This window comes from Paenibacillus sp. UASWS1643 (assembly GCF_008693195.1).
GTDB classification, from domain to species: domain Bacteria; phylum Bacillota; class Bacilli; order Paenibacillales; family Paenibacillaceae; genus Paenibacillus; species Paenibacillus amylolyticus_B.
In genome coordinates this window covers 1-13,182 of the sequence record NZ_VXKZ01000088.1, presented here as the reverse complement: position 1 = coordinate 13,182, position 13,182 = coordinate 1, and the positions used below count along the sequence as shown (strand labels likewise).

General features: G+C 47.3%; 12 protein-coding genes and 1 rRNA gene. 1 reads left to right on the top strand and 12 read right to left on the bottom strand.

All coding sequences use genetic code 11. From position 1 onward, the window contains the following. Position 1: 1 nt before the first annotated feature. From ispF to FE296_RS02105, 3 genes are all read right to left on the bottom strand, one after another. The gene (gene ispF / locus FE296_RS02115) at positions 2 to 478 is read right to left on the bottom strand and encodes a 2-C-methyl-D-erythritol 2,4-cyclodiphosphate synthase (protein WP_017692052.1); all 477 of its coding nucleotides are present in this window, start codon (positions 476 to 478) and stop codon (positions 2 to 4) included. Next, entirely contained in the window at positions 475 to 1,170 is a 696-nt protein-coding gene (gene ispD / locus FE296_RS02110; RefSeq protein ID WP_150364141.1) for a 2-C-methyl-D-erythritol 4-phosphate cytidylyltransferase, read from the bottom strand. The genes ispF and ispD overlap by 4 nt, the downstream gene beginning before the upstream one ends. Positions 1,171 to 1,252: 82 nt before the next feature. Further along, complete coding sequence (locus tag FE296_RS02105) at positions 1,253 to 2,338, bottom strand: PIN/TRAM domain-containing protein (RefSeq protein ID WP_091039184.1); 1,086 nt, start codon at positions 2,336 to 2,338, stop codon at positions 1,253 to 1,255. 173 nt (positions 2,339 to 2,511) lie between these two features. On the opposite strand from FE296_RS02105, the gene FE296_RS02100 reads away from it, so the two are divergent. Then, a complete protein-coding gene (locus tag FE296_RS02100; RefSeq protein WP_017692049.1) occupies positions 2,512 to 2,907 on the top strand; it encodes a nucleoside triphosphate pyrophosphohydrolase family protein in 396 nt (131 codons plus the stop codon). A gap of 125 nt (positions 2,908 to 3,032) precedes the next feature. On the opposite strand, the gene pssA is transcribed toward FE296_RS02100, so the two are convergent. From pssA to rrf, 9 genes are all read right to left on the bottom strand, one after another. Continuing rightward, positions 3,033 to 3,764, bottom strand: a complete 732-nt coding sequence (pssA, locus tag FE296_RS02095; protein ID WP_017692048.1) for a CDP-diacylglycerol--serine O-phosphatidyltransferase — start codon at positions 3,762 to 3,764, stop codon at positions 3,033 to 3,035. A 45-nt stretch (positions 3,765 to 3,809) separates the two neighbouring features. Next, the gene (gene disA, locus FE296_RS02090; protein WP_062836168.1) at positions 3,810 to 4,886 is read right to left on the bottom strand and encodes a DNA integrity scanning diadenylate cyclase DisA; all 1,077 of its coding nucleotides are present in this window, start codon (positions 4,884 to 4,886) and stop codon (positions 3,810 to 3,812) included. A gap of 13 nt (positions 4,887 to 4,899) precedes the next feature. Further along, positions 4,900 to 6,267 carry a DNA repair protein RadA gene (radA, locus tag FE296_RS02085; RefSeq protein ID WP_036671578.1) on the bottom strand — a complete coding sequence of 456 codons (1,368 nt, stop codon included), beginning with the start codon at positions 6,265 to 6,267 and terminating at the stop codon, positions 4,900 to 4,902. 260 nt (positions 6,268 to 6,527) lie between these two features. Beyond that, positions 6,528 to 8,990, bottom strand: coding sequence for an ATP-dependent Clp protease ATP-binding subunit (locus FE296_RS02080; protein WP_062836200.1), 2,463 nt, complete (start codon positions 8,988 to 8,990; stop codon positions 6,528 to 6,530). 185 nt (positions 8,991 to 9,175) lie between these two features. Next, positions 9,176 to 10,246 carry a protein-arginine kinase McsB gene (gene mcsB / locus FE296_RS02075; RefSeq protein WP_124118842.1) on the bottom strand — a complete coding sequence of 357 codons (1,071 nt, stop codon included), beginning with the start codon at positions 10,244 to 10,246 and terminating at the stop codon, positions 9,176 to 9,178. A gap of 28 nt (positions 10,247 to 10,274) precedes the next feature. Next, on the bottom strand, positions 10,275 to 10,799 hold the full coding sequence (mcsA, locus tag FE296_RS02070) for a protein-arginine kinase activator protein McsA (protein ID WP_105602475.1): 525 nt from the start codon (positions 10,797 to 10,799) through the stop codon (positions 10,275 to 10,277). Between the two features lie 31 nt (positions 10,800 to 10,830). Next, on the bottom strand, positions 10,831 to 11,292 hold the full coding sequence (locus FE296_RS02065; protein ID WP_036607135.1) for a CtsR family transcriptional regulator: 462 nt from the start codon (positions 11,290 to 11,292) through the stop codon (positions 10,831 to 10,833). A gap of 461 nt (positions 11,293 to 11,753) precedes the next feature. Continuing rightward, positions 11,754 to 12,929, bottom strand: coding sequence for a GNAT family N-acetyltransferase (locus FE296_RS02060; protein WP_124118843.1), 1,176 nt, complete (start codon positions 12,927 to 12,929; stop codon positions 11,754 to 11,756). Positions 12,930 to 13,108: 179 nt separating this feature from the next. Then, positions 13,109 to 13,182 (bottom strand): 5S ribosomal RNA (gene rrf / locus FE296_RS34195); the annotation flags it as partial.

Here is a 13,182-nt window from a genome sequence, read left to right as displayed (position 1 = left end):
ATCACACACGTACAAGGCAAACAACGGATTGAGCGGCAATGCCCTCTCCCCGTCCCGGGAACCCCAGTTGCTCTGTCGTTGTTGCTTTCACGTTCACCTGCGTTACATCCGCTTCCAGTGCCTTGGCAATAACCTCAGCCATCTGTGGGATGTAAGGAGCCATCTTTGGCTTCTGGGCAATAATCGTTGAATCGATATTCCCGAGCTTATACCCGCGATCCTTAACAAGCTGCCATACATGCTCCAGTAATTTCAGGCTGTCGGCATCTTTGAATTCCGGATCGGTATCCGGGAAGTGCTTGCCAATATCCCCAAGTGCCAGCGCACCCAAAATGGCATCACTAATAGCGTGCAACAGCACGTCTGCGTCCGAGTGACCCAGCAGTCCTTTTTCATAAGGAATCGTTACTCCGCCAATAATACACGGGCGTCCCTCTACCAGCTGATGTACATCAAATCCCTGTCCTACACGTATCATCGCTTCTTCTCTCCCCCCAGCAAAAACGCAGCGTATTGCAAATCTTCCGGCGTTGTTAATTTGATATTGGTATAATTGCCTTCCACAACCTTGACCGACATTCCCTGACGTTCAGCCAGCATGGCATCATCTGTCCCCAGAAATCCGTCCTGCTCGGCTGATTCGTAGGCGGAGAGCAGGGAAGAAAGACGAAAAGCCTGCGGGGTTTGAATGCTCCACAGACTGCTGCGGTCTGGCGTCGCCGTAACGACTCCTTCCGCATTCACTTGTTTAATCGTATCCTTCACAGGAACCGCCAGTACAGCTGCTCCACCACCAGATGTGGCAGCCGCCATGCATCCCTTGACCTGCTCAGGGTTCACAAAAGGACGTACCCCGTCGTGAACGAGAACCCAATCCGTCCCAAGTGCCTCAAGGCCTTTATGGACAGAATGTTGTCTCTCTTTCCCTCCGGGGATAACACGGACACGTGAATCCAGTTGGTATTCTTTTACCCAATCCTGGCAGCGTTCAACATCTGCAGCTCCTGTGACCAGCACCATCTCGCGGATCTCGTCCAGCGCAGCAAATACCTCAAGCGTATGTATGAAAACGGGCTTGTCCTGCAGCAACAGAAACTGTTTGCTCTCGGTCGTCCCCATCCGGGTTCCGCGACCTGCTGCCACAATGACAACGCCCCACCCTTTATCCATGCCGCAATCCCTGCCTTGTCTGTCAGTTTATCGTCCAAAGATATGCAATATCATTCAACGATACACTACCCATCATAACGCTTTATTGGGCTTTTTCCAACAGTTTAGGCTTGGCAAAAATCATTCGTCCCGCAGAAGTCTGCAACACACTGGTCACGAGCACTTCCATCATCATGCCGATATACTCGCGTCCGCCCTCCACAACGATCATTGTGCCATCATCCAGATAGGCTACACCTTGACCATGCTCCTTGCCATCCTTGATGATCTGCACCATGATCTCCTCACCTGGCAGAACAACCGGCTTAACCGCATTGGCGAGATCATTAATGTTCAACACAGATACACCCTGGAGTTCGCACACTTTGTTCAGGTTAAAGTCATTGGTGACCACTTTGCCCTGAAGTACTTTAGCCAGTTTAACCAGTTTGCTGTCCACCTCGGAGATTTCCTCGAAATCCCCCTCGTAGATCAGGACTTTTACATCAAGTTCCTTCTGGATTTTGTTCAAAATATCCAGTCCACGCCGTCCTCTGTTCCGCTTGAGCAGATCCGATGAATCCGCAATATGCTGTAACTCCTCCAGAACAAATTCCGGAATTACGATCGTGCCTTCAATAAATCCGGTTTTGCATATATCAGCAATACGCCCATCGATAATAACACTGGTATCCAGAATTTTATGTTCTTCCATCCGTCTATCCTCGTCCACCTCGGGATGACCCCATCGTCCAGACATCCAGAAGGCCCCCAGATCGTCTTTCTTCGCCATGGCAAGGGCATAACCGGAATAAGCACTAATCACCGTCAGCGCCACTTGCAGCACTTCTCCTGCCGTCCCCATCCATCTCACAACAGGGTAGAGCAACAAGGCCACCAGCAACCCAGCAACGGTACCTGCGGCACCTGCAGCCAATTCGTTCATAGGTACTTTTGCCAATGAATTGATCCCACTATGCAGCCTGTCTGCCATCAATGTTCCACCAATATTACATACAGCCATAAACATTACAGCTCCCAGCAGCGTCGATATACCAGCTCCCAGTAATCCTGCGGACTGAATCCACTCCGCCATCCATGGGACCGATTTTCCTGCCAGATGATATGCCGTGTAGCCGAACCATGCACCGCACAATCCTGTAAAAGTTAAAATGCCTTTTTTCCACATTAGTCCCTGCACCTCCTTCAATGTATCTTGATCTTTATATCCAGTATGATCCAATTCCTGAATTGCTAATCCCTTCCGGAAGAACTTTTTGGAAATGTTGCAATCGTCAGTTGAAAGTAGGTAAATTATTGGCATATAATGAATTCAATTCATATCCCGAGGTGAGTGGCAAAATGAGTACGCTAAGTTTACAGGCTTTCCAGGATCAAGTTTCTGAACTGTTGCTGCGTCATCGCAGCCTGATTGATGTACTGTCCAAAACGGGACAAGCCGGAGCGTCTGTTAACCGTGCCGTGTCCAAAGCCATTACCGAATGCGGCTGCATCGAGCTGCACGCCACCAAGCAGAAATATGCCCCGGAGAGCGATATCGCTCAAACCAAGGGCCTGCTGGAAACGCATGTGGAAGGTGAGTTGTGTGAGAACTGCAGAGAGGTCATCAGCTCTGAGCTAGGGCGGAACCTGTTCTACATGTCGGCTCTCTGCAATCTGCTGGACATTAACATGGAAGAGGTCGTAAATCACGAATCACAGAAGTGTTCAACGTTAGGGATGTTTAATCTGTCGTAAGAAGATATGTATGTGTTCGCAAGGGTTCCTTTTACTGTAAATAGATCTGAATAAACAAAAAGCACGCATTCTCCAGTTCAGGAGAGTACGTGCTTTCTTTGTATAGTGTCTGTCTCCGAGGCGACTTAACGATCGGAAGGACGGGAAGATTTCTCATCCTTGCGCTTTTTCGCCCGACTACGCGAGGCCGCTGTTCGCACATTATGCTTCATTCCATACAAGGCGTATAACACCAGCGGAATAAAGATCAATTTGGATAACTGCTCCGGGAAAATAACGGCTACAGCTATGGCAAATAACACAACCCAAGGTGCAATCCATATTGCCTTGCGTGGCAAACCGACCTTTTTGAAATTGGGATATTTAAGCGAACTCACCATCAGATACGATAACAGCAATGTAGCAATCATCATGCTAACCGGGCCAATATCCTTATTGAACAAGGACAGTGTGGCCAGTACCCCACCGGCTGCCGGTATCGGCAGACCTGTGAAGTATCCAGGAATACCCGGACGAACGTTAAACCGTGCAAGACGAATGGCTCCACAGATCGGAAAAGCTGCTGTTGCAATCCAGGCGAGGATCGGCATTGAATCTTGAAACGACACCATAAATATGATCAGGGCTGGTGCTGCACCAAAGGAAACCATATCAGACAAGGAATCAAGTTCCTTGCCGAATTCACTTTGGGCATTAAGTGCCCGTGCCACTCGGCCATCCAGACCATCCAGCAGCATCGCTACAATGACCATAATGGCAGCCAAACTGTAATTTCCATCAATCGCAAGCAAAATTGCCATCATTCCAAGAAACAGATTACCCAGGGTAAAGAGATTCGGAATGAATCTGGTTAGCATCGTTGTTTCACCTCATCCATTTCAAGCCTTTATATAGGCAAACCCTTACATCTGTCTGTCGATAAACATCTGCTCCTGCAAACGTTTGAGGCCTTCCTTAATGGTCCGGGCACGAACTTCACCAATACCATCCACTTCGTCCAGTTCTTCAATTGTAGCCATAATAACATGAGGCAATTGTTCGAATTGATCCACCAGGTTATGGATAATAACATTGGGCAGGCGGGGGATCTTATTTAATACCCGGAATCCACGAGGGGCAACCGAATCCTCAGAAGTAGCGGCTGATGAAGGATAGCCGAGAAGACGGACAATATGATGTGCATCCAGCAACTCATCGTCCGACAATCTTTTCAGTCCCACGATAATTTCACGGATTTTGTCATCACTGTCGTCACGGGCATAGTCCTTATACAATAACCAGGCTTCTTCTTCCGTTGTACCCACGAGTTCTTCCATTTGCATGGAAATGAGTCGTCCCTCATTCCCGAGTTCATGAATATATCGTTTGATTTCCGTTTTGATCCGCATCACCATTTCGGTACGCTGAATCACATTAACCACTTCAGGAATCGTCACCAATTCCTCAAATTCAGAAGCACTCAGATTCGTAAGAGACTGTGTTAATACCGCTTTGTATTTCTCCAGGGTTTGAATCGCTTGATTTGCTTTGGTCAAAATAACCCCGATTTCCTTGAGGGAATAACGAAGTGTCCCCTGATACAAGGTAATGATATTCCGGCGCTGTGATATGGATACGACCAATTTACCCGTTTGCTTTGCTACACGCTCTGCCGTCCGGTGACGAATCCCCGTCTCTGATGAAGAGATCGAAGAGTCCGGGATTAATTGGGTATTGGCGTAAAGAATACGCTTCAAATCCTCGCTAAGTATAATGGCTCCATCCATCTTGGCGAGTTCGTACAGGTAGTTCGGGGAGAAATCACAGTTAATCGAGAATCCCCCGTCCACCACTTCCATGACTTCAGGGCTGTATCCTACAACAAGCAGTGCGCCCGTCTTGGCGCGCAGCACATTTTCCAGACCTTCGCGGAAAGGTGTACCTGGTGCGATCAGCCTTAACAACTCATTCATATTATCCAGTTGGCTCGAATCTTTCATCTTGTTATGCCCCCTAATCTAAAGCAACCGCTAGTGCATCTGCCACGGTATTCACACCGATCAGTTGTATCCCGCGAGGATGTTTCCAGCCCTTTAAGCTTTTTTCTGGTAAAATGACACGCTTGAAGCCCAGCTTCGCGGCTTCCTTCACTCGTTGTTCGGCCCGTGATACGGCTCGAACCTCACCTGTCAGACCAATCTCGCCAAAGATGACGTCATCCGGCTTGGTCGGTACATCCCTCAAACTGGATGCAATGCTGACAGCAACCGCCAAATCTACCGCGGGCTCATCCAACCGTACTCCACCAGCCACGTTCAGATACGCATCCTGGGTCTGTAAAAACATGCCCATCCGTTTCTCCAGCACTGCAATGATCAGATTTAATCGATGCAGATCTACCCCTGTTGCCATACGGCGGGGAGAAGGGAAATGGGTGGTTGAGATCAACGCCTGTAATTCCACGAGCAGAGGACGTGTCCCCTCCATACTGGCAACTACCGTTGAACCTGCTACACCCAGTGGGCGTTCTGACAAAAAGAGTTCAGACGGATTGCCCACCTCACGAAGTCCATCCTCGCCCATTTCAAAAATGCCAATCTCATTGGTGGAACCAAAACGGTTCTTCACCGCACGCAGCAGGCGATACGTATGATGCCGTTCGCCTTCAAAATAAAGCACGCAATCCACCATATGTTCTAACATACGTGGACCGGCAATGGCACCTTCTTTGGTAACATGCCCCACAAGAACCGTTGCAATGCCTCTGCCTTTGGCAATTCGCATGAACCTTGACGTACATTCCCTTACCTGTGCTACACTACCCGGCGCACTGGTAACTTCGGGAAGATACACCGTCTGAATGGAGTCGATGACAAGAAAATGCGGCTGGATCTGATCCACCGCTTCCTCTACACGTTCCATATTGGTTTCACACAGTACATACAACTCGGCAGAGAGTGCCCCGAGGCGGTCTGCCCGCAATTTGGTTTGCTTGACTGATTCCTCACCGGAAACATATAACACACGCAAACCCGAATGCGTTAAAGCATGAGACGTCTGCAACATCAACGTTGATTTACCAATACCCGGATCTCCACCCACCAGAACGAGCGAACCCGGAACGATTCCACCACCCAATACCCGGTTCAACTCTCCGATTCCAGTCTGTACACGCGGTTCCTGACCGCTATCTATATCTATGATAGGAAGCGGTTTATCTTTACTGTCAAACAGAGGAGAATTTCTCCCTTGTGTTTTGACCACCGTCTCTGTTTCTTCCACCATTGAATTCCATGACTGACAACCCGGACACTTACCGTACCACTTGGGGGCTTCATAGCCGCATTCCGTACATTGAAACTTGGTTTTAACTTTGGCCACTTCAGCACTCCTATAATATAGTTTTATAACAGCATTTTGCATTATTCGACGAATTTCACCCAAACTCCCTGACGTGCAGGGTTACTAAAAGTTTACCATTGTTTGAGATTTTTCGTAAAGGATTATCGCAAACTTTACACATGTTCCTGACATAATCATGTCCGTCTTCTGTCCAAAGTGCAAAAAATCCTCCCCGGCCGAAGCCGAGAAGGATTAAAGTTTATTACAAGCTGAAGTTCAACTCCAAAGCTTGCTGTATATTATTTGGTTTCGATTTCCTCATTTGAAGGAACAACCACGTCTTTTTTCGTAACAGACAGTGCACCGTTCTCTTCGTCGATGAGCAATGAATCCCCTTTGGTTACGTTACCTGTGAGCAACTCTTCAGACAATTTGTCCTCGATATGCTTCTGGATTGCCCGACGAAGCGGACGTGCACCGTAAGCTGGATCAAAGCCGGCTTTGGCAAGGAAGTCCTTGGCATTGTCGGTGAGTTCGAAGTCAACTTCGTATTCACGCAGCCGTTTGCGAAGTTCCTCGCTCATGAGGGTAACAATCTCTGCAATGTGTTTCTGTTCCAGAGAGTGGAATACGATAATTTCATCAATCCGGTTAAGGAACTCTGGACGGAAGCTTTTCTTCAGCTCATCCATAACTTTACCCTTCATGTTATCATAATCCGCGCCTGCATCCACAACCGCTGTGAAACCAAGTGTAGAGTTACGTTTGATCGCTTCGGCACCCACGTTGGATGTCAGGATAATCAGCGTATTCCGGAAGTCAACAACGCGACCTTTGGAATCCGTCAGACGACCATCTTCAAGCACTTGCAGCAAGATATTGAATACTTCTGGATGTGCTTTCTCGATCTCATCAAGCAGGACTACGGAGTATGGTTTGCGACGAACTTTCTCTGTCAGCTGACCACCTTCTTCGTATCCAACATATCCTGGAGGCGCTCCGACGAGTCGGGAAGTCGAATGTTTCTCACCATACTCGGACATATCAATCCGGATTACTGCATTTTCATCACCAAACATTGCTTCAGCCAGAGCACGAGCAAGTTCTGTTTTACCTACCCCAGTAGGACCGAGGAAGATGAATGAACCCATCGGACGTTTTGGATCTTTCAATCCAGCACGAGCACGACGAACCGCACGGCTGACCGATTTCACAGCCTCATCCTGGCCAATGACACGTTCATGCAGAATCGATTCCAGATTCATCAGGCGTTGTGTCTCTTCTTCTTTCAGCTTGTTCACCGGAATTCCTGTCCAGTTGGCTACCACTTGTGCGATATCCTCAGGTGTTACTTCGGAATCCGTGCGACCTTGTTTTTCTTTCCATTGATTCTTCGTTACATCCAGCTCTTCACGGATTTTTTGTTCCGTATCACGTAGCGCTGCGGCTTTTTCGAACTCCTGACTTTGAACTGCTGCGTCTTTTTCCTTACGGATATCTTCCAGACGGCTTTCCAGTTGTTTCAGGTTTGGTGGGATCGTGTAAGAGTTCAATCTTACTTTGGAACCCGCTTCATCAATCAGGTCAATCGCTTTATCTGGCAGGAAACGGTCTGTAATGTAACGGTCAGACAGTTTAACCGCCTGCACAATTGCTTCGTCCGTAATTTTCACGCGGTGATGCGCCTCATAACGGTCACGCAAGCCATGCAAGATTTGAATCGCTTCTTCCGGAGAAGGCTGATCTACAGTAATCGGTTGGAAACGACGCTCAAGCGCTGCATCCTTCTCGATGTATTTGCGATATTCATCCAGTGTTGTCGCACCGATACATTGCAATTCTCCACGAGCCAGAGCCGGTTTCAAAATGTTAGAAGCATCGATGGCACCTTCAGCTCCGCCTGCGCCAATCAAGGTATGCAATTCGTCGATAAACAGGACAATGTTACCTGCTTGGCGAATCTCATCCATGATTTTTTTCAGACGATCTTCGAACTCACCACGATATTTGGTTCCAGCGACTACAGAACCCATATCCAAGGTCATTACACGTTTGTCACGCAATGTTTCCGGAATCTCATTTGCAATGATTTTTTGTGCAAGGCCTTCAGCAATCGCTGTTTTACCTACACCTGGCTCACCGATCAATACCGGGTTGTTCTTGGTACGACGGCTGAGCACCTGGATGACACGTTCAATTTCTTTACTACGTCCAATGACTGGGTCCAGGTTGTTCTCTCTCGCATAAGCCGTGAGGTCACGTGCCAGACTGTCCAGCGTTGGTGTGCTTACATTGGCAGGTGTGCCATTATGACTGGATACAGCTTCACTGCTGCCAAGCAATTGCAGCACTTGTTGACGTGCTTTGTTCAGGCTAATTCCCAGGTTATTGAGCACACGTGCTGCAACACCCTCGCCTTCACGAATCAATCCGAGCAGGATATGCTCTGTGCCTACATAGGTGTGGCCCAATTTACGAGCTTCATCCATAGACAGTTCAATTACTTTTTTCGCACGTGGCGTATATGCAATGTTGGTAGGTTGCTCTTGGCCACGGCCAATCAGCGTTTCTACTTCATCCTGAATTTTTTCCAATCCGAGTCCCAGGCCGATCAGTGCTTTGGCTGCGATGCCTTCGCCTTCACGAATGAGGCCGAGCAAAATATGCTCAGTACCGATGTTATTATGACCGAGACGGACAGCTTCTTCCTGCGCGAGTGCGAGCACCTTTTGGGCCCGTTCCGTAAATCTTCCAAACATCATATCTCCTGCACCTCCATGGTTTTGGATAAAAAGAGGGTCATGTAATGAAATAACCTTCGTATTCTTCATATCATTTTTGTTTGCAGCCGTGCTGCGAATAAAGTCATTCGGCATTCGTACATGCCTTATTATATAAAAGCCGCAATGCGGCATGAAACCATAATTCAATACAATATCAGGCTAAACTAGGGCTGCTTCGCTGCATTGATCGTATCACGAATCAACTGAGCACGGTATATGTCACGCTCATCTGTGCGCATATCTTCCCCGAATGTTTTCTGCAAAAATCCCGGCTGTGTCATCACATTCAACTCATTCATTACCGTGATGGACAGTCCATCCAACAAGCCGAGATCCACGCCAAGGCGTACATCCGATAAGCGCTGTGCAGCTTCCTTGGAATCAACAATAGCTGCATGAGACAATATGCCGTAAGAACGCATGACACGATCCGTAATCCGAAGTCTGGAGTCGGTAATTAGCCGTTCTCTGGCAGTACGTTCATGACCAATCATCTGTAATACAACACCATGCAAGTTCTCGATGACTTCCTGTTCGGTCTGTCCCAATGTAATCTGGTTCGAGATCTGGAACAGGTTACCCATCGCCTCGCTACCTTCACCGTATATTCCTCTTACCGTCAATCCCACTTGGGAAACTGCGGTTAGAATACGGCCTATCTGCTGTGTCATCACTAGGGCAGGCAAGTGCATCATAACCGATGCTCTGACACCTGTACCTACATTGGTAGGACAGCTGGTTAAGTATCCTCTGCGATCATCAAAAGCATAGTCCACATGCGCTTCAAAAGCATCATCTATTGCGGAAGCTTTCTCCCAGGCTTCTTTCACCTGGAACCCCGGATAGAGGCACTGGATACGAAGATGATCCTCTTCATTAATCATAATACTGACCGACTCATCCTCACTGAGAATAACTGCACCATTCCTGGATTCATTCGCAAGACTTGGACTAATGAGATGTTTCTCCACCAGCACCCGTTTGTCGAGTTCGTCAATATCGATCAGATCCAAAGTATGAAAATCCCCAAAGGCATGAACGTCATCGTATTGAAGTACTTCGCTCAGCTTATTCAGCACCTCTTCCGATTGCTCATTGGAAGCCAGCATCGGAAATGGAACATGCTGAAGGTTGCGTGCAATCCGGACACGGCTACTAATGACAATTTCGGAATCAGCCGCATCACTGCGCATCCAGTCGCTGAGCGCCTTCTCTGTAAAGCGCAGATTAGGCATTACGCATCCCTCCTACTCATGACAAACTTTACTCCTGAGCTATCCCTTTTTCAAGTCCTCTGATCTGGTCACGGATCTGAGCCGCCTCTTCAAATTCCTCTTGCGCGATGCTCTCCTGGAGCTCACGCTTCAGATCAGCGATTTGCCGTTTCACCTTGATGCGACCACCAGCTCGTGCAGGCACTTTACCTACATGGGACGTATTACCATGAACCCGCTTGAACAAAGGATCCAGACGGCTGTCAAAATATTTATAACATGAACTGCAGCCGAACCGGCCTATCTTACTAAATTGTGCGTACGTCATACCACACTCTTCACACTGAAGTGCTTTTGCAGGTGGTGTTCCTGCCGATCCACTTTTGCTGGCTGGATCAAAATCAAGCAATCCGGACAACAAGTTGTGAATGGAAAACCCACCTGCTGTCCCAGGGATCATTTCCCCTTTTTCACGGGCACATGACTCACAAATATGGAATTCCGTCTTCTCTCCATTTACGATCTTCGTAAAATGAAGTGTCGCCGGACGTTTATTGCATTCTTGGCACAGCATATTGATGTACCTCCTTTGACCCCGATAGTTTTCATTTACCGAGCAAAGATATTAACATCGCCTTCAACATTCTGGCACGAATTTGATCCCGGTAAGGAAGTTTGACTAATATAACCTCTCTAGATACAGCAGCTCGCATCAACCCGGCTTCCCGCTTGCTCAAGAAGCGTGCTTCTTCCAATTGATAGATCAGACCTTCGGCAGCTGTCTGCCCGATCTCTTCACCAATACTATGGTGCAAATGATTATGCAGAGCTGATTGGGCCGGTAATTCAATGCGCTGTATGCGAACATAACCACCACCGCCGCGTTTACTCTCTACCAGGTATCCCTTCTCGAGTGTAAAACGTGTGCTGATGACATAATTGATCTGGGAAGGTACACATGAGAATTGATCTGCCAGATCATTACGCTGAATTTCAACCATTCCTTCGGGACTTTCATGCAAAATACTCTTCAGATATCGTTCGATAATATCAGAGATATTACGCATCCAATCATCCTCCACTGTCTGAAACGTTAAGTCAATAAGGACCCACACGCCCCCACAGAGTACACCTTCTCTACCCATTTAACCAATCAGGAAAACAACGAATCTTGCTTCCACAGGTATCAACAGGAGAGCGAAGGAAGCACGAAGGTCCTTTAATATTCCCTTGATCCTCCGATGAAATGAATCCCGTATATTGGCGATCATGCATCAGATTGATGAAAGAAAGCTACTTAAGTATTAAACCTTTAGTTGACTTTGACTTTCTTTGACTTTATAACCATTATAGCATATTTTGTGGTTTTGCCAAGTGGGGTCACTATTCATTTTTTACGATTTTACACGAAATATTCCCCAGACACAAAAAAACCTCCCCAAAATTGCTGGAGAAGTCCATTTGTCTTTCGATCACGCCGTATTTCTATATAAGCTAATCAAGTTAAATGGAGCAGTGGCAATAGTCATCAGAAGAAATCGAGCAAATAGGTTTCCCGTTCAGGAATCGCTTGTTCCAAAGCCTTGATTGCTGCTTCTGGTCCGTGAATTCTTCCGATCCGTGCCATTTCCGTTGGTCTGCGATAACCCATCAGCACTGCGGTAAGGGATTGAATATCCACCTTAATGGTCTGATCATCAGTAATTGGTTCCGATGTTTTCCATATGGACGCCGTTCCGTTCATTGCCACATTTAATTGCCATACCCCTTCATTCCATGGAGCGTGGGCATCTTCTACCTGAAGTACAATCTGCACCGGTGAGTCCTGGCTTGCAAATGGATACTGGGATATAAACTGCTCTACACTAACGATACGCGCCATAAAATAAGGTACAATCTCCTGTTGAATCCGTGGATTATCCAATTGGAAAGCAAGCGTATCACTGGCAGGCGCCTGCAACGTAACTTCCTGGATCATGGAATCATGATTAGCAATGAAGGTCCACAGCCCTTGCCTAGCCTCTTCATTCAGATAAATGATCTCTTTAATGGTAAACTTATTTTCCTTAACCTCATATAAAAGATAACCTTGTGCTGCATCAGCTTCATCGTAATATACAGCCTTCTGGCTGCTTCCATTAACAAGAACTGAATTCTCCCACCTTGCATCATCCCGAACCAGCGTTCCGTTATAGCGCTCAGCATAAGCACTGTATACTTCCTTTAATATGCTGAGGCCCGGATCTCCACGCCGAATTGTTCCAGGTGTCGCTTTTTTCAGAGGCAAATGAGCTGTAGGTACTTTATACCGTTTAAATTCAACATACGTCTCCCATCCATACTTTCGATAGAAACCAAAAGAGAATGGATGTAAGAATGATATACTTTGTTTGTTACGATTCATTTCTTCCAACGCATGCTTCAGTAGACCCGCTACCCAGCCTTTGCGTCTATACTCTGGCCAGGTGGCTACACCCGCAATACCGCCCATCTCGAACGCTCTGCCATGAATATAGGTTTGAAAAGGAATGATGTGAAGTTTGGCTCCTAGCTGCCCGTCCTCATATACACCCCATATATCTTGTGACGAGAACTGACTCCGCCGCTTTTCTTTTTGTTCATCATTCATTACCATCTGAAAAGCATATTCGGAGAGTGCCATCGCTGGTTCAAAATCATCTACCGTCAATTTCTGAATTTCCATGTCTTCCTACACCCCATTCACTAGAGTTATTATCAATCCAAATCATGGCCTGATATGTGATATATGTACCCCTTAGAGTGTGTCAGAGGATTCTTACAAAGTCAAATAAGAGATGCTTTCGCATCCCCTTAAATAAACAAATAAAAACCACCACCGAATAACATCGGCAGTGGTTCTTCGCTTGGCGGCGTCCTACTCTCCCAGGACCCTGCGGTCCAAGTACCATCGGCGCTAGAGGGCTTAACGGTCGTGT